This window comes from Hyphococcus sp., from assembly GCF_041986965.1.
In the GTDB taxonomy this organism is placed as follows: Bacteria; Pseudomonadota; Alphaproteobacteria; order Caulobacterales; family Parvularculaceae; genus Hyphococcus.
This window is the reverse complement of record NZ_JBHIXB010000003.1, coordinates 182,878-204,668: the sequence shown is the minus strand read 5'-3', so window position 1 is coordinate 204,668 and position 21,791 is coordinate 182,878. Positions and strand designations below refer to the sequence as shown.

The 21,791-nt window shown below is 59.9% G+C and carries 29 protein-coding genes; 21 read left to right on the top strand and 8 right to left on the bottom strand.

What is annotated here, in order from left to right; all coding sequences use genetic code 11:
* Window positions 1–148: 148 nt before the first annotated feature.
* The 4 genes from ACFC5L_RS14665 to ACFC5L_RS14650 all read right to left on the bottom strand — a co-directional run bounded on the left by ACFC5L_RS14665 (window position 149) and on the right by ACFC5L_RS14650 (window position 2,434).
* Entirely contained in the window at window positions 149–571 is a 423-nt protein-coding gene (locus tag ACFC5L_RS14665; RefSeq protein ID WP_375203627.1) for a hypothetical protein, read from the bottom strand.
* Between the two features lie 34 nt (window positions 572–605).
* Window positions 606–1,082 carry a hypothetical protein gene (locus tag ACFC5L_RS14660; RefSeq protein WP_375203628.1) on the bottom strand — a complete coding sequence of 159 codons (477 nt, stop codon included), beginning with the start codon at window positions 1,080–1,082 and terminating at the stop codon, window positions 606–608.
* Window positions 1,083–1,361: 279 nt separating this feature from the next.
* Window positions 1,362–1,895: a flavodoxin family protein gene (locus ACFC5L_RS14655; RefSeq protein WP_375203629.1), complete on the bottom strand. Its 534-nt coding sequence runs from the start codon at window positions 1,893–1,895 to the stop codon at window positions 1,362–1,364.
* Window positions 1,896–1,981: 86 nt separating this feature from the next.
* Complete coding sequence (locus tag ACFC5L_RS14650) at window positions 1,982–2,434, bottom strand: VOC family protein (protein WP_375203630.1); 453 nt, start codon at window positions 2,432–2,434, stop codon at window positions 1,982–1,984.
* Between the two features lie 82 nt (window positions 2,435–2,516).
* On the opposite strand from ACFC5L_RS14650, the gene ACFC5L_RS14645 reads away from it, so the two are divergent.
* The gene (locus ACFC5L_RS14645; protein ID WP_375203631.1) at window positions 2,517–3,230 is read left to right on the top strand and encodes a helix-turn-helix transcriptional regulator; all 714 of its coding nucleotides are present in this window, start codon (window positions 2,517–2,519) and stop codon (window positions 3,228–3,230) included.
* Here ACFC5L_RS14645 and ACFC5L_RS14640 read toward each other — a convergent pair.
* Window positions 3,227–3,712 carry a DUF2165 family protein gene (locus tag ACFC5L_RS14640; protein ID WP_375203632.1) on the bottom strand — a complete coding sequence of 162 codons (486 nt, stop codon included), beginning with the start codon at window positions 3,710–3,712 and terminating at the stop codon, window positions 3,227–3,229. The genes ACFC5L_RS14645 and ACFC5L_RS14640 overlap by 4 nt on opposite strands.
* A 93-nt stretch (window positions 3,713–3,805) precedes the next feature.
* On the opposite strand from ACFC5L_RS14640, the gene ACFC5L_RS14635 reads away from it, so the two are divergent.
* Both ACFC5L_RS14635 and ACFC5L_RS14630 read left to right on the top strand, forming a co-directional pair.
* Complete coding sequence (locus ACFC5L_RS14635) at window positions 3,806–4,255, top strand: YcgN family cysteine cluster protein (protein WP_375203633.1); 450 nt, start codon at window positions 3,806–3,808, stop codon at window positions 4,253–4,255.
* 304 nt (window positions 4,256–4,559) lie between these two features.
* Entirely contained in the window at window positions 4,560–5,558 is a 999-nt protein-coding gene (locus tag ACFC5L_RS14630) for an IS1595 family transposase (RefSeq protein WP_375203634.1), read from the top strand.
* Window positions 5,559–5,612: 54 nt separating this feature from the next.
* Here ACFC5L_RS14630 and ACFC5L_RS14625 read toward each other — a convergent pair whose 3' ends face one another.
* The gene (locus ACFC5L_RS14625; protein ID WP_375203635.1) at window positions 5,613–6,356 is read right to left on the bottom strand and encodes a hypothetical protein; all 744 of its coding nucleotides are present in this window, start codon (window positions 6,354–6,356) and stop codon (window positions 5,613–5,615) included.
* Window positions 6,357–6,645: 289 nt separating this feature from the next.
* Here ACFC5L_RS14625 and ACFC5L_RS14620 point away from each other — a divergent pair, with 289 nt between their 5' ends.
* The 15 genes from ACFC5L_RS14620 (at window position 6,646) to ACFC5L_RS14550 (ending at window position 16,206) form a co-directional block, all read left to right on the top strand.
* Window positions 6,646–7,095, top strand: coding sequence for a hypothetical protein (locus ACFC5L_RS14620; protein WP_375203636.1), 450 nt, complete (start codon window positions 6,646–6,648; stop codon window positions 7,093–7,095).
* Window positions 7,037–8,281, top strand: coding sequence for a DNA-packaging protein (locus ACFC5L_RS14615; protein ID WP_375203637.1), 1,245 nt, complete (start codon window positions 7,037–7,039; stop codon window positions 8,279–8,281). Before ACFC5L_RS14620 ends, ACFC5L_RS14615 begins: the two co-directional genes overlap by 59 nt.
* A gap of 12 nt (window positions 8,282–8,293) precedes the next feature.
* On the top strand, window positions 8,294–9,472 hold the full coding sequence (locus ACFC5L_RS14610; protein ID WP_375203638.1) for a phage portal protein: 1,179 nt from the start codon (window positions 8,294–8,296) through the stop codon (window positions 9,470–9,472).
* Window positions 9,465–9,737, top strand: a complete 273-nt coding sequence (locus ACFC5L_RS14605) for a hypothetical protein (RefSeq protein ID WP_375203639.1) — start codon at window positions 9,465–9,467, stop codon at window positions 9,735–9,737. Before ACFC5L_RS14610 ends, ACFC5L_RS14605 begins: the two co-directional genes overlap by 8 nt.
* Window positions 9,737–10,339 (top strand): HK97 family phage prohead protease, encoded by a 603-nt coding sequence (locus ACFC5L_RS14600; protein ID WP_375203640.1) that lies wholly within the window; start codon window positions 9,737–9,739, stop codon window positions 10,337–10,339. Before ACFC5L_RS14605 ends, ACFC5L_RS14600 begins: the two co-directional genes overlap by 1 nt.
* 14 nt (window positions 10,340–10,353) lie before the next feature.
* Window positions 10,354–11,601, top strand: a complete 1,248-nt coding sequence (locus tag ACFC5L_RS14595; protein WP_375203641.1) for a phage major capsid protein — start codon at window positions 10,354–10,356, stop codon at window positions 11,599–11,601.
* A 174-nt stretch (window positions 11,602–11,775) separates the two neighbouring features.
* Entirely contained in the window at window positions 11,776–12,336 is a 561-nt protein-coding gene (locus ACFC5L_RS14590; protein ID WP_375203642.1) for a head-tail connector protein, read from the top strand.
* Window positions 12,333–12,650, top strand: coding sequence for a head-tail adaptor protein (locus ACFC5L_RS14585; RefSeq protein ID WP_375203643.1), 318 nt, complete (start codon window positions 12,333–12,335; stop codon window positions 12,648–12,650). Before ACFC5L_RS14590 ends, ACFC5L_RS14585 begins: the two co-directional genes overlap by 4 nt.
* Window positions 12,647–13,054: a DUF3168 domain-containing protein gene (locus tag ACFC5L_RS14580; protein WP_375203644.1), complete on the top strand. Its 408-nt coding sequence runs from the start codon at window positions 12,647–12,649 to the stop codon at window positions 13,052–13,054. Before ACFC5L_RS14585 ends, ACFC5L_RS14580 begins: the two co-directional genes overlap by 4 nt.
* A 141-nt stretch (window positions 13,055–13,195) precedes the next feature.
* Window positions 13,196–13,615: a phage major tail protein, TP901-1 family gene (locus ACFC5L_RS14575; protein ID WP_375203775.1), complete on the top strand. Its 420-nt coding sequence runs from the start codon at window positions 13,196–13,198 to the stop codon at window positions 13,613–13,615.
* 2 nt (window positions 13,616–13,617) lie between these two features.
* On the top strand, window positions 13,618–13,959 hold the full coding sequence (locus tag ACFC5L_RS14570) for a gene transfer agent family protein (protein WP_375203645.1): 342 nt from the start codon (window positions 13,618–13,620) through the stop codon (window positions 13,957–13,959).
* Window positions 13,959–14,126: a phage tail assembly chaperone gene (locus ACFC5L_RS14565; protein WP_375203776.1), complete on the top strand. Its 168-nt coding sequence runs from the start codon at window positions 13,959–13,961 to the stop codon at window positions 14,124–14,126. Before ACFC5L_RS14570 ends, ACFC5L_RS14565 begins: the two co-directional genes overlap by 1 nt.
* The gene (locus ACFC5L_RS14560) at window positions 14,119–14,667 is read left to right on the top strand and encodes a phage tail tape measure C-terminal domain-containing protein (RefSeq protein ID WP_375203646.1); all 549 of its coding nucleotides are present in this window, start codon (window positions 14,119–14,121) and stop codon (window positions 14,665–14,667) included. The genes ACFC5L_RS14565 and ACFC5L_RS14560 overlap by 8 nt, the downstream gene beginning before the upstream one ends.
* A gap of 28 nt (window positions 14,668–14,695) precedes the next feature.
* The gene (locus ACFC5L_RS14555; RefSeq protein ID WP_375203647.1) at window positions 14,696–15,328 is read left to right on the top strand and encodes a phage distal tail protein, Rcc01695 family; all 633 of its coding nucleotides are present in this window, start codon (window positions 14,696–14,698) and stop codon (window positions 15,326–15,328) included.
* Window positions 15,328–16,206 carry a DUF2163 domain-containing protein gene (locus ACFC5L_RS14550; RefSeq protein WP_375203648.1) on the top strand — a complete coding sequence of 293 codons (879 nt, stop codon included), beginning with the start codon at window positions 15,328–15,330 and terminating at the stop codon, window positions 16,204–16,206. Before ACFC5L_RS14555 ends, ACFC5L_RS14550 begins: the two co-directional genes overlap by 1 nt.
* Window positions 16,207–16,226: 20 nt before the next feature.
* Here ACFC5L_RS14550 and ACFC5L_RS14545 read toward each other — a convergent pair whose 3' ends face one another.
* On the bottom strand, window positions 16,227–16,547 hold the full coding sequence (locus ACFC5L_RS14545; protein ID WP_375210771.1) for a hypothetical protein: 321 nt from the start codon (window positions 16,545–16,547) through the stop codon (window positions 16,227–16,229).
* Between the two features lie 137 nt (window positions 16,548–16,684).
* On the opposite strand from ACFC5L_RS14545, the gene ACFC5L_RS14540 reads away from it, so the two are divergent.
* From ACFC5L_RS14540 to ACFC5L_RS14530, 3 genes are read left to right on the top strand one after another with little or no spacing between them, the layout of a single operon-like run.
* Window positions 16,685–17,140, top strand: a complete 456-nt coding sequence (locus tag ACFC5L_RS14540; RefSeq protein WP_375203650.1) for an NlpC/P60 family protein — start codon at window positions 16,685–16,687, stop codon at window positions 17,138–17,140.
* Window positions 17,140–21,003: a baseplate multidomain protein megatron gene (locus ACFC5L_RS14535; RefSeq protein ID WP_375203651.1), complete on the top strand. Its 3,864-nt coding sequence runs from the start codon at window positions 17,140–17,142 to the stop codon at window positions 21,001–21,003. The genes ACFC5L_RS14540 and ACFC5L_RS14535 overlap by 1 nt, the downstream gene beginning before the upstream one ends.
* Window positions 21,004–21,031: 28 nt before the next feature.
* Window positions 21,032–21,565 carry a hypothetical protein gene (locus ACFC5L_RS14530; protein WP_375203652.1) on the top strand — a complete coding sequence of 178 codons (534 nt, stop codon included), beginning with the start codon at window positions 21,032–21,034 and terminating at the stop codon, window positions 21,563–21,565.
* A gap of 8 nt (window positions 21,566–21,573) precedes the next feature.
* On the opposite strand, the gene ACFC5L_RS14525 is transcribed toward ACFC5L_RS14530, so the two are convergent.
* On the bottom strand, window positions 21,574–21,789 hold the full coding sequence (locus tag ACFC5L_RS14525) for a hypothetical protein (protein ID WP_375203653.1): 216 nt from the start codon (window positions 21,787–21,789) through the stop codon (window positions 21,574–21,576).
* Between the last annotated feature and the right edge of the window lie 2 nt (window positions 21,790–21,791).

Here is a 21,791-nt window from a genome sequence, read left to right as displayed (position 1 = left end):
GGGAGTTTCCGGGGCGGCGTGTCCGCCTTTGTGACAATTGGGCAATGTGGCGGCGCCGGATGTCCCCGAATCGTTTCGCGCCGGACGGGGGCTGAGATCCGTCCGGCGCGATGATGACGCAACTAACGCAACTGAACTTCCTGAACGGTTAAAGATTGCTGCCGACTTTCGGCGGCACATAGAAAGACTGGTTGGAAAAACCGATGCGCAGGCACTGTCCGGTTTTCTCATCCCAGGTGAAGGTCACATAGCCATAATCGGCGCTCGCCTCGATCACGTCGAGGAGGTCCTCATTGTCGGTGTTGCAGAAGGCGCGTTCGCCTTCGGCGTCTTCGGCCTGGCAAAAGCCGAATGCGGTGGCGCCCCCGACGCCGTCATCGAATTTACGGACGCCGCAACCGATGAACTCATTTTTGTTCGGGGCGTAGCGTGCGCTCAACATGTCGCCCCCGGCGAAGAAGGTGGCGAGGTCCACGTCGACCGGCGCAGGCTGCACCATGCCGGCGATGGCGGCGGTGGATGTAAAGGCTGCGGCGACGCCGCCGATCAGATATTTACGGTTCAGTCTCATGTTTAGTCTCTCCCTCTGTTAAGGTCTTCGTGCATTACATCCAGCCGTCGATCTCGCCCTTGTTCATGGCGATGGTGAGGCTCGAAAGCGCGGCGCGCCGTTCGGCCAGAGGTAATTTTGCGATCTTCGCCTGCAGGGTCGCCATCTCCCGTTCATTGATGGCGCCGCGGCTTCTGAAATAATTGATGTCATGATCGACGGCGGTTGACGCGGTCTTGATTTCTTCGGCTGTCTGTTGCGGCCGCGCGGGCGCTGCTGCGGCGCGCACCGGCGTGTCCAGCGCAGCGATTTCTTCGCGCAGGATCTGGCGAACGTCTTCGGCGGTAACGGACGCGGCGCGCGCATTGTCCCATGACAGCGCAGACGGATCGGCGGCGGTCTCGATGGGCGCTGTCTGCGCCTGTGCGGCTTCAGCGATTTCACCGGTGCGCATGTCGATAGCGACAACTTTAAGACCGAGCGCGGCCAGCAGCGCCGTCTGCGCGACAGAAAGCGAAATAAGCCATTTCATAAGATGCCCCTTTGCCCGTACTTGTGTCTGACCTTGCGTCCGGCCTTGCCTGATACAGGAAGACTAGACCGCCCCGCGGGCGCAGAGGCGTGACGCAGATCACAGGGCGAGGATGGAAAGTCAGGCGGCGTCAAAAGTCGCGTGAAAGCGCAAGGCGCAGCGGTAACGGGACGGCGTAAGGCCATCTTCTTCATCTCCCCCATGAAAGGCGCGTGAACGCCTTAACCGGGGGAGAGCGTCGGTGAAGATTGAGGCGTTTTCGCGCCGGAAAAAAGTTTTTTAGGCGACCGCGCCAATGGCGGTGTGCGCGGCCTTGATCTTGCCGGCGAACGCCTTTGCCTCTGCGAGGTCCGGTTCCGTGAGGCGCTCCGCGCCGCGGCGATAGAGCATCCCGCCCCATTGCATGTTGAAATAGCTCGCCGTGTCCTCAAAGGGAGGAAGGAAACATTCCGGCGGTTGCGGGTTGGAGCCGGTCGCGATGGTGAACAGCGTTTTGCCCACAAGCTGTTTGCCGATGGTCTTGTAGGGTGCATCGGTAAGATCGGTGAGGCGGTCGAAGAAAAGCTTCATCTGCGCGCTCATGGCGTACCAGTAGACGGGGCTGGCGAGCACGATCGCCCTTGCTTTCAGCATCGCCCGCGCAAGCGGCAGGAAATCGTCATCCGCATTGGCGTGTTCATAGGAATAGGGTCCGATTTGCAGCGCGTTCAAATCAGCCGTTTCCGTATCGGGAAGGTGAGACAGGACGGCGTCAAGGAGCCGCGCCGTTTCTCCGTCGGCGCGGCTCGAGCCGAGAATGGCGAGCGTGGTCATTTTCTTTTGCGCTCCATCACGCGGCGTAAGGATTCGGCGAGGTCGCCGCCGTCATGCATGATTTTCAGGTGCGTCATCACCGCCTCCTATTGATAGAGATTTTTCTCAGCGGGGATGTCGCTTGAATATTCGACGAACTCGAATTCAAGTCCCTCGGCGTCGACGTAATAGAGATTACGGCGATGCGGATGAGTTTCTCCGAGATGATCGGGTTCGTAACCGGCTTCTTTCAGCCGGTCGACGACGGCGGCGAGGTCGGTGACTTCAAAACCGATATGGGCAAGGCCGGGTTCGGAGCTTTGCAATTCGCGGTGACGCCCGCGCGCCGCTTCCGGCAACAGGAACTCATTGAGCGTGATGTAATTGCCGTCATCGCCCACATGCACCCAGCGGCGCGGGATGCCCGCCCATTCGCCGCCGCCTTCGCCGCGAACATCCCAATGGGGAAAGGCGGATTTGAGGAACTTCACGGTCGGGTCGATGGCGGTCACCACCAGATTCACATGTTCTATGCGGGGTTTTTCCAGTTCTTTCGTCATTTTTCGTCTCCCTTATTTATGAAAGAATATGCTTTTAATATTCTGGCTTGTTTTTGAAAGCAAGAACTTTTATAAATAGAGGATGAGCAAAATATCGAACACCCAAATCGGCAAAACCGATAAGCCTAAAAGAAAAGGCAAAGCAGGCGCTTCGGGGACGGGGTCGGGAACGGAGGCTGGCGCCACGCGCGCGGCCGTGCTCGACATGCTGAAGCGCGAAGGCGCGCTGTCGGCCTCCGACATCGGCCCGGCGCTTGGGCTGACGCCCATGGCCGCGCGCCTGCAACTTTATGCGCTGGAAGAAGAAGGCCTCGTCGCATCGCGGTCCGAAGCAAAGGGGCGGGGTCGGCCGGTGAAATACTGGTCGCTCACCGAGGCGTCGTCGCGGGTCTTTCCCGATGCGCATCAATCGCTCGCGGTCGAGATGATCCAGTCGGTTGAGGAGCTGTTCGGCGCCGAAGGCTTGCAGAAATTCATCGCGAAACACGGCGACATGCAGCGCGGTGTCTATGGCGAAAAATTATCGGGCGCGAAAACGCTCGGCGAGCGCGTGAAACGTCTTGCAAAAGCGCGGTCGGACGAAGGCTATATGGCCGAAGCGAAAAAAGACGGGCGCGACTGGCTGCTCATCGAGAACCATTGCCCCATCTGTTCCGCCGCAAAGGCGTGCACCGGTTTATGTGCGGGCGAGCTGAAAGTTTTTTCCGATGTTCTGGGCAAAGGCGCGAAAGTCACGCGCGAAGAACATATCCTCGCCGGCGCAAGGCGGTGTGCGTATCGGGTGAAGACCGCCTAATCGTCCTTCATCGCGACGAACAGCAAAATGATCCCGCTCGGCATCAAATACATATGCGCGCCTTCGAAGGAGGCGACGCCGATCTGTCCCTGCCACATCTGGAACAGCGCCGCGCCGATCACGGTAAAGCCGCCGAACCAGACAATCAGGGCCATGCCGCAGCCGAGGATCGCGAATTTTTTCGACGCTTCAAATACGGCCGCCGGTTTTCCGGCCGCGGCGAGCATGTTGAACGCGCCGATGAAACACAACACGCCGACCAGCAGTTCGCCGGTCATGATGATGACAAGCGCCAGTTTGAGCAGTAGCGGGTCCGTGACCGGCGGCAGGATCATGTTCTGATAGGCCGGACTGTCGCGTTGCGACAGGACCTCGCCGACGGCGAGCAGCGCATAGTCGAAATTGATTGTGTTGGCGATGAAGTAGGACAGGCCCTGAAGCCCGACAAACACGACAAGAATAATTTTGAGATAACGGATCATGGAAGCCCCCTTTGATTGCCGCCAGACTAGAGGGTTTGCGAGCACCTGAACAGTGATGGCCTTCGCAGGCGCAATAGGCTAGACCCCTCCTTTATGGCGAAGACGAAACCTTTCTGGAAAACCAAGAAACTCTCCGAGATGACATCGGAAGAGTGGGAGTCGCTATGCGACGGCTGCGGGCGCTGCTGCATCTATGTTCTGCATAATGAGGACACGGATGAAGTGTTCGAGACCGATATCGCCTGCAAGCTGTTCGATGTGGCGCGCCGCCGCTGCACCGATTACGCCAACCGCATGAAGCAGGTGGCGGACTGTGTGCAGTTAACGCCCGACAATGTCGGCGCTTTAAAATGGATGCCGCCGACCTGCGCCTATCGCCGTCTCGCGGAAGGCAAGAAACTGCCCACCTGGCACCCTTTGCGCACCGGCGATCCCGCATCCGTCTTGCAGGCGAAGATCGCCGTTTCGCCTGATCTTCTCTCAGAAAATGATCTCGAGATCACGGACGAGCTGCTGGAATCGCGCATCACCCGGGCGCGGTGAGGGAGCGCAGTTTCTCCTTTGTCATCCCGGCCTAAGCGGAGCGAAGAGCCGGGATCTCCTGTGATTTGCTAAGATAGAAAAGAGATCCCGGATCGGCCTAATGGCCGTCAGGGATGACACCCCTTCTTCTCAAAAAGCATGCTTAAAAATCCACCCCAATAACGCGAACGCCCGGTCGCGAAATTCATCATTTGTGATGAAAAAGGCCTGTTTTTTGAGGTTTGGTGAATAGTTATGGACATTATATACTTGACAAACCCATAAGGAATGGCTAAGTTATTCCTACGATTCGGAGTGACCGCAAATGTCTGTTCTTTCAAACAAATACTTCCATGACGAAGCCGCCGCTTTCGCCAAGCTGGAAAGCATCGTTTGGCCGGAAGGCCCGACGTGTCCGCACTGTGGCAACGCTGGCAAAGTCTACGAATTGAAAGGCGTTCGCTCCAAACCTTCCAAGAAAAACCCGGAAGGCGTCGAGCGTCACGGTCTTAAAAAGTGCGCCGAGTGCCGTAAGCAATTCACAGTGCGCGTCGGCACTGTTTTCGAGTCCAGCCATGTCGAGTTGCACAAATGGTTGCAAGCCGCTTACCTCATGGCGTCGAGCAAGAAGGGCGTTTCCGCCCATCAAATGCACCGCGCTTTGGAAGTGACTTACAAAACGGCTTGGTTCATGGAACATCGCCTTCGCGAAGCTATGCGTTCCGGCGCGCTTGATCCGTTCGGCGGTGCTGGCAAAGTTGTCGAGATGGACGAAACCTATTTCGGTCGCGTCAAGAAGCCGACGCCGCACAAAGTCATGGGCGGCGAGTTTAGCGGTAGCCGTTTCGGTCGCGGCCCGTCGAACAAGCGCGCCGTGATCTCGCTTGTCGAGCGCGGCGGCAAGGTCCGTTCGTTTCACGTTCCGAAGGCGACGCGCGCCGGTGTCGAAAAGATCGTTGCCGAGAACGTCGATAAAGAGTCGCGTCTGCACACTGACGAAAGCCAGCTTTACAATAAGACGAAGCAAAAGGGCTTAGTTGCTGACCATGAAACCGTGCGCCATAGCGCGGATGAATACGTTCGCGGCGACGTGACCAGCAACAGCGTCGAAAATTACTTTTCTGTCTTCAAGCGCGGTATGCGCGGCACTTACCAGCATTGCGCTGAAAAGCATTTGCACCGCTATCTCGCTGAATTTGATTTCAGATTTAACAACCGCATCGCCCTAGGCGTAGATGACATGGAGCGGACGGATGCCGTATTGTCTGGCATTTCAGGCAAGCGGCTGACGTATCGGATATCTTGTGGAACCGCAAACGCTTAAGCAAAAAGCAAAGCAATTCCTTAGGTGGCGCAAAAAATGTTCGAGAACGCAGAGCTAAAAATTGACAGGGCCGTAAAGCACATCGGCGATTTGCGGGACGCCTTCCGCGCCTTTGTGGACAGCAACCCGCACACCTTTGTCACTCAATCCGACCCAAAAACCGGAAGGACTCTCTTTAAAATCCGGTTTGCAAACCGATTGCCCGATGAGATTGGACTTATTGCTGGTGATTGTATTCACAACCTTCGAGCCGCTCTTGATCATATGATGTGGGAACTCATCGGCTTGGATCGGGGAACGCAGAATCGCCACTTGCAATTTGTCTGTCGCGAGTCGCGAACTGATTTCGAAGCCGCGTGTAACGGAATAATAACACCCAGATCCGACACCAAAAGCTTCATGCGAGGATTTGAAGTCTATGTGGACGGGAAGGGAAAGCGCCTGTACGGTCTCCATTTGCTCGATAACGCCGACAAACACACTGTGATCACCCCGATTGCCACTATCGCAAGCATCAACAAGATTAGATTCGTCCGCGCCGATGGCGCTGTCGCCGGAACGATGACCGATTGCCGCTCCAATGTCGGCAAAGACGGATATGTTCATTTCGTCGCTTTTGGGCCAGGAATCTCCATGGAGCTGGATCACGATAGCAAGGCGACCCCTGATATATTCTTCGACGATATTGAGATGTTCCGTTTCGAACCCATGATCCCAACGCTTGTGAAGTTGACGAATGATGTTCGCCACGTAAGGGAAGCCTTTATTGAATTCGTGACCAATCGGCGTTGATGACATGGGTCTCAAATCCTCTTATATTTGCGCCTTATGACCGATAAGGCCCAACTCAAAAAGTTTAAGGCGCTGGCCCGCGAAGCGGAGTGTGTCGAAGACGAATCCGCCTTCGACAAAAAGTTGAAGCGGCTCGTGAAATCCAAGCCGCCTGAGAGCGCCAAACCCAAAAAGAAAAAAGCCTCGAAATAAAAGCGCGTTTTCATCTCGCGCTAAAGTTGTGGCCTATGGGTTTGTCAAAGGGACTATGCCCATAGTTATCCACCACCTCCGGAGCGGCCTTATCCTCCGCTTCATGAAGAAACACCAACCCGAGACCACGCCGGAAACGAACGGCGCTGACGCGGAAAGCGAAGACTGGTGTGCGCTTTCCGCGCGCATTCAAAAGCTCGCCCATCGCCGTTCACGCTCGCTTCTGGCCGATCACGATGACGACGCCTTTGACCGCGGCGCGCGGAGCCTTCGCACGCTGATGAGCGCGGCGGAAGTCGCCAGCCGCATGCGGCGCGAAGAAGAAAAGGAACGCGAGACCGATGACCAAGCCGCCGGGCGACACGACTTCACCGAAAAAGACATCGAAGCCGCATACCGGCGCGTCTCGGAAACCGTCGACCGGCTGCAGCGGGAAGACGCTGCCCGAGACGACGTTGGAGGAGGAAGCAAGGACGCTACTCATCAAGACGGAAGTGCTGCGGGAAGTGGCGCGGCAGGAGGCGGAGAAGCTTTGGAAGGCGAACGCGCATGACCACCAGAAAGAACCGGCAGGCGACTGGACGACATGGCTCCTTCTCGGCGGCCGTGGCGCTGGCAAGACCCGCGCCGGCGCTGAATGGGTGCGCAAAATCGCCAATGACAACGGACCAGCGGCCATCGCTCTGGTCGCCGAAACCTACGCCGATGCGAGGGAAGTCATGATCGAAGGACCTTCCGGCATCCGCGCGGTCTCACCGCCCGGCGCGACACCGCATTATGAAGCCTCGCGCCGGCGCCTTGTCTGGCCTGACGGCGCTGTCGCCTACGCCTTTTCCGCCGAAGATCCCGACGGCATTCGCGGCTATCAGTTCACGGCCGCCTGGAGCGATGAGTTCGCCAAATGGCGGTATGCGGAGGAAACCTGGTCTAACCTGCAGCTTGCGTTGCGGCTGGGTGAGAAACCGCGCCAGATGGTGACCACGACGCCGCGGCCCATGGCGCTGTTGAAGCGATTGATCGCCTCGCCGATAACAAAAACGGTTCGCGCCTCGACCTATGACAATCGCGCGCATCTTTCCGATGCGTTCTTCACGGAGATCGCCGCCCTTTACGAAGGAACGGCGCTCGGGCGTCAGGAACTCATGGGCGAGATTGTCGATGATGTGGCCGGCGCGCTCTGGACCTGGAACCTGATCGAAGCGGCGCGGATTTCCGCCGCGCCTGCGCTCGATCGCATCGTCGTCGCCGTCGACCCCCCAGCGACGGGCGGCGAAAACGCGGACGAATGCGGCATTGTCATCGCCGGCGTTGCTTATTGCGGCGAGGTCATGACCGCCTTCGTGCTCGCGGACTGGTCGGCGGCGGGGCTTTCCCCCCGGCAATGGGCGGAAAAAACCGCCGCCGCCTATCATGAATTTTCCGCCGACCGCATTGTCGTCGAGGTTAATCAGGGCGGCGACATGGCCAAAGCCGTGATCGCGCAGGTCGACGCTTCGGCGCCGGTGCGCGGCGTTCACGCCACGCGCGGGAAAAGGTTAAGGGCCGAACCCGTCGCCGCGCTCTACGAACAGGGACGCGTCCGTCACGTCGGCGACTTGCCGAAACTCGAAGACCAGATGACGACCTTTACCGGGGAGGGGGGGAAGAGCCCTGACCGTCTCGATGCTCTCGTCTGGGCCATCACCGATCTCATTCTTTCGCCGCGGGCGCCCAAACCCGGCGTTCGGAAGTTGAATTAGGAGACATCCTTAATGTCCTTCATTGCCAATATCTTCGCGCGCAAAGCGCTGGAAGGAAAAGCATCCGCCGCGAAAGCGTTAATCGCGCTGCATCGTCTCGGGGCGCCGGTCTGGACATCGCGGGATTATGTCTCGCTCGCCCGCGCCGGTTATGAGCGCAATGTCATCGCCTATCGCTGCGTGCGGCTGGTGGCCGAAGCGGCGGCGTCGGCGCCGTTGCGTGTGGCGGAAGCGGGCGCCGTGATGGCCGACCATCCCCTGTTAACGCTGCTCGCCAAACCCAATCCGGAACAGTCGGGCGCTGAACTCTTCGAAAGTTTTTACGGGTTTCTTCAAACGGCGGGGAACGCCTATCTCGAAGGCGTCGCCCTCGACGGGACGCCGCGGGAGCTTTACGTCTTGCGTCCCGACCGGATGAAAGCGCGCCCCGGCAAATCCGGCTGGGCGGAGGCTTATGATTATTCCGTCGGCGGCCGCTCGGTGACGTTCAGAAAACCGGATGACGGATCCCTTTCTCCGATCCTGCATCTGAAACTCTTTCACCCGACCAATGATCATTACGGGCTGTCACCGCTTGAGGCCGCGAGTGCGTCGGTCGATCTCCACAATGCCGCGTCGGCCTGGAACAAGTCGCTGCTTGATAACGCCGCGCGGCCCTCCGGCGCGCTTGTTTATAAAGGCCCCGAGGGTGCGGAGAATTTAACCGGCGAACAGTTCGACCGGCTGAAGTCCGAACTTGAAGACGCCTATCAGGGCTCGGCGAACGCCGGCCGTCCGCTGGTGCTCGATGGCGGGCTTGAATGGCGGTCGATGTCGCTATCGCCCGCCGATATGGACTTCATCGAGGCGAAACACGCCGCCGCGCGCGAAATCGCGCTGGCGTTTGGCGTGCCGCCCATGCTGCTCGGCATTCCCGGCGACAACACCTATTCCAATTACAAGGAAGCCAATCTCGCTTTCTGGAAACAGACTGTCTTGCCGCTGGTCAAGAAAACTGCAGCGGCGCTCACGAACTGGGTCGCGCCCGCCTGGCCTGATGCAACAGTCATCTGTCACACCAGCGAAATCGAAGCGCTGTCCGCTGAACGTGACGCGCTCTGGATGCGCGTTTCCCGCGCCGATTTCCTGAGTGAAGACGAAAAACGCAACGCCCTCGGTCTTCCGGCAAGAGAGGAGGGCGGCGATGCATAGCGTTTCCTTCCCGAAAGCGCCGCTCGAAAAGCCTTATGAGCTGCGCGTCACCATGGCCATCAGCGCCGCGGTGATCGTGCAGACGGGGCTCGGGCTTATCTGGGCGGGCGCCGCGTCGGAGCGCCTCGCGCAGCTTGAACGCCGCGCCGATGACAACACTCAGATCATCGAACGCACGGCGCGCCTCGAAGAACAGGTGCGGTTCGTTTCCACGACACTCATCCGTATTGAAGACAAGATCGACGCAAAGCGGGGGGCTGAGTGATGGATGCTCTTATCGCTGAGATCGAAGGTTACGCCTCCGTCTTCAATGTTCCGGACTTGAATGGCGACATCGTGGCGCCGGGCGCTTTTGCAAAATCGCTGAAGAAAAATCCAAAGCCGGCGCTGCTCTATCAACATGCCGCCGAAGCGCCCATCGGGCGCTGGCTCTCATTTCGCGAGGACGCGCGGGGACTGTTCGTCAAGGGCGAGTTGATCCTGTCGAGCCCGCGCGCCCGCGAGGTCCATGCGCTGCTTGAAGGCGGCGCCATTGACGGGCTTTCCATCGGCTATCAGACGCTGCGGTCGGCGCGTGTCAAAACCGGAAGGCGCATTCTGGAGGCCGATCTCTGGGAAGTCTCCGTTGTGACCTTTCCCATGGCGCCGGGCGCGCGGGTGACGCGCATCAGCCCGGCGCGGCCCGACTATGGCCTGCAAGATTACGCAAAACTTTTCAAAGACTCGGTTCGCATTCCGTCCTCCCCCACGACCATGGGAATGCGAGCCAAAAGACGGGCGCCTGCTTCGCCGTCCCCCTCTCCGGAGGCGGGCGCCCGTCACCTTGCCGACGTCGTGAAAGTCGCGGCGCAAAAGCTCACAGTATAGGAGTAAAGAGTATCATGAGCATCGAAACCAAAGCGGAAGCGCCGAACGCGGAAATCCGCGGCGCCATGCGCGAATTTCTGACCGCCTTCGAGGCGTTCAAGGACGCCAATGACGAAAGGCTGGACGCGCTTGAAGCCAAAAGCGCGGACGACATTGTTCTCAACGAAAAAATTGAGCGCATCAATGACGCCGTGACGGAGCAGAAAGCCGCCGTCGACCGCCTGGCGCTCAAAACCCAAAGGCCGCATTTGGGCCCGCAAATCGGTTCAGCCGCGCGTATCGAGCCCGACGAACGCAAGGCCGCCTTCACGCGCTATATGCGCGTCGGCGATGCGACCGCTGTCGCCTCTCTGGAAGCGAAATCGGTAAACGCCGGGACGGAGTCAGAAGGCGGCTATCTCGCGCCGACCGAAGTCGAACGTCTCATCACCGCGGCGGTGAAAGACATTTCGCCGATCCGCCAGATCGCGAGCGTGCGTGAAATCGGCGGCAATGTCTTCAGAAAGCCCGTCTCCAACGGCGATGCCGCGGCGGGCTGGGTCGCGGAAACGACTGCGCGCGACACGGCCACAACAGCCCCGACGCTCACCGCCATCGACTTCCCCACGATGGAGCTTTACGCCATGCCGGCGGCGACGCAGACGCTGCTCGACGACGCCATTGTCGATATCGATCAATGGCTCGCCGATGAAGTGCAGACGGAATTCGCCGTGCAGGAATCGGCAGCCTTCATCTCCGGCAATGGCGCGACGGCGCCCAAAGGCATCCTGACTTACACCATCGCCGCAGACGCCTCGAAAACGGCGACGCAACTCGGTTATCTTCCGTCCGGCGCCGACGGGGCTTTTGCTGCGTCCAATCCGTCGGATGCGCTTCTTGATCTCATCTACGCGCCGAAACAGGCCTATCGCGCGAATGGACGGTTCCTCATGAACCGCTCCGTCGTCGGCGCGCTCCGGAAGTTCAAGGATTCGGAAGGCAATTATCTCTGGCAGCCGAATAACGAGCCGGGTGAGCCTGCGCGTCTCATGGGCTATCCGGTGACGGAAGCCGAAGACATGCCGGACATCGCGTCGGACAGTCATTCGATTGCGTTTGGCGATTTCCGCCGCGGTTATCTCATTGTCGACCGTGTCGGTGTGCGCGTGTTGCGTGATCCTTATTCGTCGAAGCCTTACGTCCTCTTCTACACGACCAAGCGTGTGGGCGGCGGCGTTCAGGATTATGACGCCATCAAATTCCTGAAATTTGCGGCGTCTTAAGAGGACAGGTGAAAAGACCGTCATCCCGTGCGCAGTGCAGCGCGCAGCGATGCGCTGCAGACACGGGATCTAGAGCGAAGCATTTTCCATGATCGCCATAGATCCCGGATCTGCGCAGCAGCATTTCATGCAGCAGCGCGTCCGGGATGACGCCTGAGCAAAGTTGGAGGAAATATGTCCCTCACACTACTTTCCCCGCCGGCGGCGGAGCCGGTGGCGCTGGCCGATTTGAAAGCGCATTTGCGCGTCACGCATAGCGATGAAGACGCGCTTATTACCGGCGTTTTGGTCGCAGCTGTGCGGGCGGTGGAAGCGCGCGGCGGCCTCGCATGCATGCCGCAGCAATGGCGCCTGACGCTGGACGCGGCGCCGGTTGAAACCTTGTTCCTGCCTTTGTCGCCCATTGCGTCGCTCGACGCTGTTGCGGTGATTGACGGCGCCGGCGATCCGCAGGCCGTGTCGGCGTCTCTTTATGACGCGGCGTTGGGAACGCCTCCGCGCATCCGCCCCGCCGGACCCTGGCCGTTGCCTGCGCCGGCGGTGGGCGGCGTCATGATCGATTTCACCGCAGGTTATGCGGATGCGGACGCGGTTCCCGAACAATTGAAACAGGCGGTCCTGCTGCTCGCCGCGCATCTTTATGAAACCCGCGAAGCGGCGGGCGAGCGCCGCGTCTATTCTTTCCCGCAGACGGTGGACGCGCTGATCGCGCCGTTCCGGGAGGTGCGTCTGTGATCGGCGCCCTTCGTCACAAGGTTATTTTGCTCGACGTGTCGCGCACGGATGACGAAGCGGGCGGCGCCAGCCTTTCCTGGGCGCCGGGACCGGAAGTCTGGGCGTCGGTGGAGCGGCTTTCCTCGACGCGCGATTTCACCGGCGACCGGGAGAACCGCCTTAAACGCATCGCCGTCATGATCCGCTACAGCGCCGATGTGGCGCTGGGCCAGCGTCTTACGTTCGAAGGCGAGACTTTTGAGACCGTCAGTATCGAGAGCGATGACGGGCGTGACCGGCGCCTGACGCTCATCTGTGAGGAGGTTTTGTCATGACCGACGCCCAGTGGGAGTTGCAAAAGGCGGTTTATCTGACGCTGCGCGCAGACGCAGGCGTAAAGGCCGAGGTGGGCGATCCCGCACGCATTTTCGACGACCCGCCGCCCGAAGCCCTCTTTCCCTATCTCACTTTGGGAGAGGCGCGCGCAAGCGACTGGAAAGGCGTCGAAGGCGGGCTCGAACATGACCTTCGGCTTTATGTTTTTTCCCGTTACGCCGGGCGGCGCGAAGTGAAGCGCATTCTCTCCGCTGTTTATGACGCGCTCCATGACGCGGCGCTGACGCTTTCCGGTCACGACCTCATCAATATCCGTTTTGTCTTCGCTGACGCATTCCGGCGCAATGACGGCGAAACCTATCAGGGCGTCGCGCGCTTTCGCGCGGTGACGATGGCGCAATGAAGATGTGCGGTGCTTTCAACATATCTCCGATCATTCCCGCGCAAGCGGGAATCCAGAATGTAACCGATTTAACTCCATGGATCCCCGCCTTCGCGGGGATGAGCGGCGGAGAGTTCGGTCTGTTTAAAAAGGATTCTCATGATGCCAGCTCAACGCGGTAAAGATTTATTGCTCAAACTCGGCGACGGCGAAGTCTCCGAAAGCTTCGCCGTCATTGGCGGGTTGCGCACGAAGACCTTGTCATTGAATGCGCAGACGATCGACGTCACCCATTCGCAATCGACCGGCGGCTGGCGCGAATTGCTCGCCGGCGCCGGCGTTCGTCAGGCGTCCATTTCCGGCGCGGGCGTTTTCCTCAATGATGCGGCGGCGGAAGAAGTGCGCAGCGTTTTCTTCGCGGGCGAGGCGCGCAACTGGCAAATCGTGGTGCCGGGCTTCGGAACCATCGAGGGCGCGTTCGTGATCGCCAATCTCGATTACGCCGGGGAGCATGACCGCGAAGCGTCCATGGCGCTGGCGCTTGAGAGCGCCGGGGCGCTCACCTTCACGCCGGAGAGTTGAGTATGACCCATCCGCGCGGCGACGTGTCCATCACCATCAATGGCGAGGAAAAGACGCTGCGGCTCACCCTCGGCGCGCTCGCTGATATCGAAGACAAGCTTGGCGGCGGTGATTTGTCGGCGCTTCAGGCGCGGCTCAAAAACCCCCGCGTCGCCGACATTATTTTCATCCTCCATGCGTTGCTTATCGGCGGCGGCGCGACGTTGACGCTCGAAGCGTTGAAAGCGAGCGATCTCGACTTGCCGGAAGCGACGCGCGCGATCGCGCAGGCGTTTGAAGCCTTGGGAGGGGAGGAAACGCCGGGAAAGCTTTTATCGGGGGAGGAGCCGGCCAATGGCGCGTGATGTTTGTCTATGCGGTGTTCCGCCTCGGCCTGTCGCCGGATGCGTTCTGGGCGCTTTCCGTTGTCGAATGGCGCGCGCTTCTCGAAGCGGCGGCGCCGCAAAGCGAAACACTGACGCGCGAGGCGCTGATGCAGCTCATTAACACCCACGGGAAAGCCAATGCCTGATCATATCAATGTCACGGTCAACACAGCCCGCGTCGAAGAAGCGGCGGGCGAAATCGAATCCATCGCCCGCGAACGCATCGCGCCCGCCGCGGCCCTGATCGATGAGGCTTTCGCGACGGCGGCGAACTCGATCCAGTCCAATCTGGCGCGGGCGGCCGAGCGCGGGGAGATTTCTCTGAAAAAACTGACGCAGGCCTTGCTGAAAGATCTGCGCCGTTTCGCCATCAACAATCTTGTGCGCCAGCCGGTGCAAAATCTTGTCTCCAATCTTCTGACCAATGCGTTCGGAGGCGCCAATTTTGGTGGAGGAAGGGCCGGGGGTGGTCCCGTTGCGCCGGGCGCCTCCTATCTCGTCGGCGAAGGCGGGCCGGAACTTTTCACGCCGGGAAGCGCGGGAACGGTGCGGCCCTTGGGCGGCGCGGGAATGACCGTGAACATCTCGCTGCCGGGCGTCACGGATGTTCAAAGTTTCAAACGCTCCGAAACGCAAGTGGCCGCGGCTTTGGCGCGCGCCGTGGGGCGCGGCCAGCGGAATTTGTAACGCGCCCCTATCAGTTGAGTAACAACCCATGTCCTTTCACGAAATCCTGTTTCCCGTTGACATTGCGCTGAATTCCGAGGGCGGACCGACGCGCAAAACCGATATTGTCGCGCTTGTTTCCGGCCATGAGGAGCGCAACTCACCCTGGGCCGGGTCTCGGCGGTCATTCAATGCGGGCTACGGCGTCAAATCCATCGCCGACATTGAAGATATCATCGCCTTTTTCGAGGCGCGCAGGGGCCGTCTTTACGGTTTCCGCTTTCGCGATCCGTTCGATTTCAAGTCATGCCGGATTGCTGAAAGCCCCGCGCCGGACGATCAACTGCTCGGAACCGGCGATGCAAGCGAAACGGATTTCCAGCTTGTCAAACGCTATGCGTCCGGCGTCGCCTCTTATGCGCGGCCGGTCAGGAAACCGGTCGCGGGGTCGGTGCGCGTTGCGATTGACAGCGTCGAACAAAGTGAAGGCGCCGACTTCACCCTCGATGAAACAACGGGCGTTGTCAGCTTTGCATCGCCGCCGGCCGCTGCGGCGGGCGTCACCGCCGGGTTTTTGTTCGACACGCCGGTGCGCTTCGACAGTGATGAACTCCGCATCAATCTGGCGGCGTTTCAGGCCGGCGACATTCCGTCGATCCCCCTCATTGAGGTCTTGGTTTAATGCGTGCGATCGATTCAGGCTTACAGGCGCATCTCGATAGCGGCGCGACAACGCTGGCGACATGCTGGCGCGTGACGCGGCGAGACGGTTTCGTGCTCGGCTTCACCGATCACGACCGGTCGCTTGTCTTCGACGGAACGGCGTTCCTGCCCGATACCGGCGCCGTCGGGTCGGCCCTGTCGTCCTCGGCCGATCTTGCCGCGGATAACGCAGAGATCGAAGGCGCCTTGTCGGCGTCGGCCTTGTCGGGTGAAGACCTGGCGGCCGGAAAATATGACGGCGCCGAAATTGAGGTTTTTCGCGTGAACTGGGCGGATACGGACCAGCGCCTTTTACTCAAAAAAGGCGTCATCGGCGAAGTGACGCGCGAAGGCGAGGCGTTTCGCGCCGAGCTGCGCGGACTGTCGCACAAGCTCGACCAGCCCACGGGGCGCGTTTATCAGCGGCTTTGCGACGTCAATGTGGGGTCGATCAAATGCGGCGTCGATCTCGATCAGGCGGCCTTCACCATGTCGGGCGCCGTTACCGCGCTTCGCGATGCGCAGAGTTTCACCGCCAGCGGGTTTTCGAGTTTCGATGACGCCTGGTTCGCCCATGGATTGCTCACCTGGGTGACGGGCGCCAATGCCGGGCTTTTCGCGCATATCAAATCCCAGACAGCGACCGGCGCCGTTTCGCTTTGGCTGCCGGCAGGCGCGGACATTGACATCGGCGACACGTTCACGGCGACGGCGGGTTGCGACAAGCGCTTCGACACCTGCCGCGCGAAATTTTCCAACGCATCGAACTTCCGTGGCTTTCCCTTCATGCCGGGAAACGACTTCGCGGTCTCCTATCCGCTGAAAGGCGAGAAGAACACGGGGGGGAAGTTAAAATGATGCAGCATAAAGTAAAGGTATCAGCCTGCCGTTCCGACCATCTGCCTCATAAAGTCATCGAACCACAATGCCTTCAAAACTGCTGTTCCTCCGAGAAAGAGGAAGCTGAACAGAATCTTTATTGTAATATTGGTTCCAGCGAATCTGGGCGACCAATACGCAAAAGCCCATATTCCAATAATCGTCGCCATACATACAATCTCATAAGCGAGATTCAGCGAGAAGGAATTGAAAATAGGACCGTCCGCCGCCGTCCGGATCAAATCCGGGCCCGCGTAAAAAAGCAGCCCTATCGCCACGATGAATGGCGCGACGACGGTTATCATTTGTTTGGCTTTCATAGAGCGCCAACCTGCTACGTCATTCAATATGCGTACAGAGTAAACGTTCGCGAAAGCACTGGCAACATGAAGTTCGTCCACCATTCTTCCAACGAGCAGAAGGACAACCATCTGCAATTCGGAAAGCGAGGGCGAGCATGAGCGCAACACCCAAAAGCGCCGCGATCAACCGCACGGACATCCTCGCTGCAACTGCAAGCTGGCTTGGCACGCCCTATGTGCATCAGGCGAGCGCCAAGGGTGCGGGCTGCGATTGCCTCGGTCTTATCCGGGGTGTGTGGCGCGATCTTTATGGGGCGGAGCCGGAATCGCCGCCGCCCTATACGCCCGATTGGAATGAGAGAAAAAAAGACGAGCCGCTGCTCTCCGCCGCGCGCCGCAATCTCATCGAAAAACAGTCGGGCGAGATTGAACCGGGCGATGTCGTTATCTTTCGCGTCGTCGCGGACGGTCCCGCCAAACATTGCGGCATTGCGACATCGCCCAACGCCTTCATCCACGCCTATGCGGGGCGTGCGGTGGTGGAAAGCTGGATGAACCGCTGGTGGCGCCAGCGTATCGCCGGCGTTTTCAAATTCCCTGGAGTTGAATAATGGCCCAGTTGCTTCTCACCGCTGCGCAAGGCGCGGCGGGCGCCGTCGCGAAAAGCGGCATCGGCGCCTTTCTCGCGCGCACGGTTGCGACAACCGCTGCGTCCTTCGCCGCCGGTTACGCCGACCGCCTGATTTTCGGGCCGCGCAAACGCAAAGTGGAAGGGCCGCGCCTTGACAGTTTTCAGGTGCAGGCGAGCCAGGAAGGTGCGAGCGTCTTGCGCGTTTACGGCCGCGCCCGTGTGGCGGGCCAGCTCATCTGGGCGGCGAATTTCAAGGAAACCGCGTCGGAGACAACCGAAAGCTCCGGGGGCAAGGGCGGGCGCCCCGCCGCGCAAACAACCTATACGGAATATCTCTATTCCATCTCTTTCGCCGTCGGGCTGTGCGAAGGCGTCATCGACCGGGTGGGGCGGGTCTGGGCCGACGGCAAACCCTTCGACATCTCCAAACATAATGTGCGGATCTATCGCGGGACCGAGGGCCAGAGCCCCGACGCGCTGATTTTAGCGACGCAGGGTTCAGGCGCGGCGCCGGGTTTTCGCGGGCTCGCCTATATCGTGTTTGAGGATTTGCCGCTGAAGGATTTTGGCAACCGCATCCCGCAGCTTTCTTTCGAAATCGAGAAAAGCCTGAAAACGACTGACGCCAATGCGCTGGAAAACCGTCTCACCGCCGTGTCGCTGATTCCCGGTTCAGGCGAGTTCGTTTACGGGATCAACGGCGTCAACCGCATCATCTCGGAAGGCGTTACCGAGAGCGAGAACATTCATAATTCGCAAGGGGTCACTGACTTCAAGGCGTCGATCGACGCGCTGCGCGACGCGGCGCCGAATCTCGACCATGTGTCGCTGGTGGCGGCGTGGTTCGGAAACTCCCTCAACGCAGCAAGCTGCGACATCCGGCCCGGCGTTGAAACCATGGACAAGACGACGGCGCCGTACGACTGGAAAGCGGGCGGCGTTTCCCGCGCCGGCGCCCATCTCATTTCCACCCATGAGGGCGGGGCGGCTTTTGGCGGCACGCCCGCCGACAGGAACATCATTGAGACCATCTGGGGCCTTCAGGCGCGAAACCTCAAGATCATGTTTCATCCGTTCGTGCTGATGGACGCCGCGGGCTATCCCTGGCGCGGGCGCATTGACGCCGGGGCGTCGGACAAGACGGCGGGCGCAACGGGCGCCATTGCGAGTTTTTTCGGAACGGCGAGCGCCTCGGATTTTTCCATCGTCAATGGCGAGGTCGTCTATTCCGGTCCCGCCGAATGGTCGTTCCGCCGGTTCATTTTGCATTACGCGAAACTCTGCGCGCTGGCGGGCGGGGTCGATGCGTTCTTGTTGGGGTCGGAATTGCGCGGGATCACGACGACGCGCGACAACGCCGATAATTATCCCGCCGTCGCGCATATGGGTTCACTGGCGGCGGAAGTGCGCGCGATCCTCGGTCCCTCGACAAAGATTTCATACGCCGCCGACTGGTCGGAATATTTCGGCCATCAGCCGGGCGACGGTTCGGGCGATGTTTTCTTTCATCTCGATTCTTTCTGGGCCAACGGGAATATCGATTTTATCGGCGTCGACAATTACATGCCGATGGCCGACTGGCGCGACGGCTTTGCGCATCTGGACGCGCTCGCCGGCGCCAAGAGCCAGTATGATCTCGATTATCTGAAATCGAACATCAATGGCGGCGAAGGCTATGACTGGTATTATGCCTCGGACGCCGACCGCGCGAGTCAGACGCGCACGCCGATCAGCGACGGCGCCTATGGCGAGCCCTGGGTCTATCGTTACAAGGATTTTTGGAGCTGGTGGGGCAATCAACATCATAACCGCCCCGGCGGCGTGCGCGACGCCTCGCCCACGGCCTGGGTTCCGGAATCAAAGCCGTTTTATTTTACCGAAACAGGATGTCCTGCGGTCGACAAGGGCGCGAACGAACCCAATGTGTTCGTCGATCCGAAGAGTTCGGAAAGCGATGTACCGCATTTTTCTTCCGGTCATCGCGATGACATGGCGCAGCGGCGCTTTCTGGAGGCGCAGGCGAGTTTCTGGCTGACCGCGTCCAACAATCCGACATCCTCTGTTTACGGAGGGAAAATGGTGGACGCCGGCCGGCGCTATCTCTGGGCGTGGGATGCGCGGCCTTTCCCGGATTTTCCCGCGCGGTCTGACGTCTGGGGCGACACCGCGAATTGGGAGAAAGGCCACTGGCTCAATGGCCGCATCGGCCGGGCGCCGCTGGATCTCCTTGTCGCCGCGCTGGCGAAAGAGGCGAATTTCACCAATGTGTCGGCGGCGGGGCTCGACGGCGTCGTCACCGGCTATGTGGTTGACCGGCCCATGTCGGCGCGGGAGATGATAGACCCGCTCGCCGATGTCTATCAGTTCGATGTGATCGAGTCCGGTGACGTCTTACGGTTCCAGCCGCGTGTCGCCGGCCCGGCGATGACCTTCGCCGCCTCTGCGCTGGCGGCGCGACGAGAAGGCGCCTTCACCTTGTCGCTAAAACAGGAAACCGATTTGCCCGCCGCGTTCCGGCTCGGGTTTTTCGACGAACAGGATGGGTTCGCGCCCGCCATCGCCGAAGCGCGCGATCCCGGCGCAAGACCGCAACGCGAGGCGGGCGCCGATATTGCGGCGGTCATTCCCGCATCGGAGGCGGAGGCGCGGGCGCGCTCCATCCTTGCTGACGCCTGGGTGATGCGCGACGGGCTGTCTTTTTCCTTGCCGCCATCGGCTGCGGCGCTGGAGCCCGGCGATGCGATTATCCTGACTGACCTTGGCGCCGAGCGGCTTTATCGCGTCACCGACATCGAAGACGGATTTGCGCGCGAGGTGTCGCTCGTCCGTGTGGCGCCGGCGGTTTACGACTCGCCGGTCTCGACGGCGTCTTATGCGGCGTCGGGCGACATTATCGTTTACGCGGCGCCCCTGTGGGAGCTGATGGATTTGCCGCTGTTTCGCAGCGGCGACGATCCGGCGAGCCCTCACTTTGCGGGGTTTTCAGACCCGTGGCCCGGCGGCGCCGCGCTTTACCGCAGCGCCGGCGAGGGCGCCCCGACATTGGTGGGGCTGGCCTCGTCGCGCGCGGTCATGGGGCGGCTCAAAACCGCGCTGCCTTCCGCCGGGTCGGGCCGGCGCATCTGGCGCGACGTCGAGGTGACGCTTCACTTCGGAACGCTGTCGTCAAAACCGGAGGAAGATGTGTTCGCCGGCGCCAACGCCTTTGCCGTGAAAGCCGACAATGGCGGCTGGGAAATCTGTCAGTTTGAAAACGCAGAGCTTCAGCCCGGCGGCGATTGGCGCTTGACAGGGCTGCTGCGCGGACAGGCGGGCAGCGAGCCGCAAGCGCTCGCGGGCGCGTCGGTCAATGCGCGCTTCGTCTTGCTCAACACGGCGGTGACGCAAATCGACTTCTCCGTGAATGCGCGCGGCTTAAGTTACGACTGGCAGGCGGGACCGGAAAACGACCTTCCCGATACGGAAACCTTTACGACACAAAATCTCGCCATGTGTGCGCGCGGGCTTCTTCCCCTGTCGCCGGTGCATCTGCGGGCCGCGTGGGAGGGAAGCGACATTCGCCTGTCATGGATCCGGCGCACGCGCGAGGGCGGGGACTCATGGGAGGGCGAAGTCCCGTTGAGCGAATATGACGAGCGGTATCGCGTCACCATCTATGACGGCGAGAGCCCGGTGCGCACGGTCGAGACGACCGCGAGCGACTATCCTTACGCCGCTGCGGACATCCTCGCCGATTTCGGCTCAAGCGACCCCGGCGAAACGCTGACCTTCGCCGTGGCGCAGATTTCCGACGCGGTGGGGGAGGGTGCCGAGGCCGCCGCGTCGCCCGCGATTGCACGTTAATTCAGTTCTATCAGTAAGGAGTACACCCATGGCAAAACAAAACCATTTCAGCGGCGCAACCCTCGCCGAAGCGGTGAGAAATGCAACGGCGGCGTATCGCCGGGAGTCAGTATTGGAAACCAAACGCAGCTGCGAGTTGGTTGAGATTGAAATTGAACTCAAGAAAAACAAGTTGAGCGACATTGCAGACCAGGCTGAACGACTAAAACAACGTTCGGAAGCGCTCGAAAGAGAAGCTCGCGACAAGGTTCGCGACGCCGTTGTCGAAGCTCTGATAGCATTTTCTGGCCCGCTGGGCGTATTGGGACGTGTCGCTCGAGCGATAGCCCTACTATCAAAAGGCAGTCTTAGCGCTGGTGACGTTCGGAAACTTATTCCTGCGATCGCTGCAGTCGTAGCGGCTAAAGATGCATTAGAGGCGTTAGATGATTTTCGTGACGCCCGGATTCTGGCCAGTCAGGCAGACTCCCTCATCCGCAGCGCTGAAAATGTCCGTGATGACTTGTTTACGCTTTTGAAGGAGGCCGATGATTGTGAGCCGACACGGATAGGCGTGAGCTAGAGGCTTTTCTATAAAAACAAACTGGCGATGATATCCCGTATGGCGTCGCCGGCCCAGGCTGAGATAATAATTAACGCCGCGATGACGCTCCAGAAAAGAGCACCATTCGCCATACCGCCCTGTTTGCGTCGGCTGATGATCGCCGATGGCATCATTCGGAATAAAACTAGGAATATAATGATTGCAGCGGTTATGGCGAATATTGCCGAAAAGAGATGGGTCATAT

Excerpts from the sequence above, each read along its gene's own strand:
- ACFC5L_RS14665 (WP_375203627.1), bottom strand. The coding sequence starts at position 571 with ATGAGACTGAACCGTAAATATCTGATCGGCGGCGTCGCCGCAGCCTTT.
- ACFC5L_RS14660 (WP_375203628.1), bottom strand. The coding sequence starts at position 1,082 with ATGAAATGGCTTATTTCGCTTTCTGTCGCGCAGACGGCGCTGCTGGCC.
- ACFC5L_RS14655 (WP_375203629.1), bottom strand. The coding sequence starts at position 1,895 with ATGACCACGCTCGCCATTCTCGGCTCGAGCCGCGCCGACGGAGAAACG.
- ACFC5L_RS14650 (WP_375203630.1), bottom strand. The coding sequence starts at position 2,434 with ATGACGAAAGAACTGGAAAAACCCCGCATAGAACATGTGAATCTGGTG.
- ACFC5L_RS14645 (WP_375203631.1), top strand. The coding sequence starts at position 2,517 with ATGAGCAAAATATCGAACACCCAAATCGGCAAAACCGATAAGCCTAAA.
- ACFC5L_RS14640 (WP_375203632.1), bottom strand. The coding sequence starts at position 3,712 with ATGATCCGTTATCTCAAAATTATTCTTGTCGTGTTTGTCGGGCTTCAG.
- ACFC5L_RS14635 (WP_375203633.1), top strand. The coding sequence starts at position 3,806 with ATGGCGAAGACGAAACCTTTCTGGAAAACCAAGAAACTCTCCGAGATG.
- ACFC5L_RS14630 (WP_375203634.1), top strand. The coding sequence starts at position 4,560 with ATGTCTGTTCTTTCAAACAAATACTTCCATGACGAAGCCGCCGCTTTC.
- ACFC5L_RS14625 (WP_375203635.1), bottom strand. The coding sequence starts at position 6,356 with ATGTCATCAACGCCGATTGGTCACGAATTCAATAAAGGCTTCCCTTAC.
- ACFC5L_RS14620 (WP_375203636.1), top strand. The coding sequence starts at position 6,646 with ATGAAGAAACACCAACCCGAGACCACGCCGGAAACGAACGGCGCTGAC.
- ACFC5L_RS14610 (WP_375203638.1), top strand. The coding sequence starts at position 8,294 with ATGTCCTTCATTGCCAATATCTTCGCGCGCAAAGCGCTGGAAGGAAAA.
- ACFC5L_RS14605 (WP_375203639.1), top strand. The coding sequence starts at position 9,465 with ATGCATAGCGTTTCCTTCCCGAAAGCGCCGCTCGAAAAGCCTTATGAG.
- ACFC5L_RS14600 (WP_375203640.1), top strand. The coding sequence starts at position 9,737 with ATGGATGCTCTTATCGCTGAGATCGAAGGTTACGCCTCCGTCTTCAAT.
- ACFC5L_RS14595 (WP_375203641.1), top strand. The coding sequence starts at position 10,354 with ATGAGCATCGAAACCAAAGCGGAAGCGCCGAACGCGGAAATCCGCGGC.
- ACFC5L_RS14590 (WP_375203642.1), top strand. The coding sequence starts at position 11,776 with ATGTCCCTCACACTACTTTCCCCGCCGGCGGCGGAGCCGGTGGCGCTG.
- ACFC5L_RS14580 (WP_375203644.1), top strand. The coding sequence starts at position 12,647 with ATGACCGACGCCCAGTGGGAGTTGCAAAAGGCGGTTTATCTGACGCTG.
- ACFC5L_RS14575 (WP_375203775.1), top strand. The coding sequence starts at position 13,196 with ATGCCAGCTCAACGCGGTAAAGATTTATTGCTCAAACTCGGCGACGGC.
- ACFC5L_RS14570 (WP_375203645.1), top strand. The coding sequence starts at position 13,618 with ATGACCCATCCGCGCGGCGACGTGTCCATCACCATCAATGGCGAGGAA.
- ACFC5L_RS14565 (WP_375203776.1), top strand. The coding sequence starts at position 13,959 with ATGTTTGTCTATGCGGTGTTCCGCCTCGGCCTGTCGCCGGATGCGTTC.
- ACFC5L_RS14560 (WP_375203646.1), top strand. The coding sequence starts at position 14,119 with ATGCCTGATCATATCAATGTCACGGTCAACACAGCCCGCGTCGAAGAA.
- ACFC5L_RS14555 (WP_375203647.1), top strand. The coding sequence starts at position 14,696 with ATGTCCTTTCACGAAATCCTGTTTCCCGTTGACATTGCGCTGAATTCC.
- ACFC5L_RS14550 (WP_375203648.1), top strand. The coding sequence starts at position 15,328 with ATGCGTGCGATCGATTCAGGCTTACAGGCGCATCTCGATAGCGGCGCG.
- ACFC5L_RS14545 (WP_375210771.1), bottom strand. The coding sequence starts at position 16,547 with ATGAAAGCCAAACAAATGATAACCGTCGTCGCGCCATTCATCGTGGCG.
- ACFC5L_RS14540 (WP_375203650.1), top strand. The coding sequence starts at position 16,685 with ATGAGCGCAACACCCAAAAGCGCCGCGATCAACCGCACGGACATCCTC.
- ACFC5L_RS14535 (WP_375203651.1), top strand. The coding sequence starts at position 17,140 with ATGGCCCAGTTGCTTCTCACCGCTGCGCAAGGCGCGGCGGGCGCCGTC.
- ACFC5L_RS14530 (WP_375203652.1), top strand. The coding sequence starts at position 21,032 with ATGGCAAAACAAAACCATTTCAGCGGCGCAACCCTCGCCGAAGCGGTG.
- ACFC5L_RS14525 (WP_375203653.1), bottom strand. The coding sequence starts at position 21,789 with ATGACCCATCTCTTTTCGGCAATATTCGCCATAACCGCTGCAATCATT.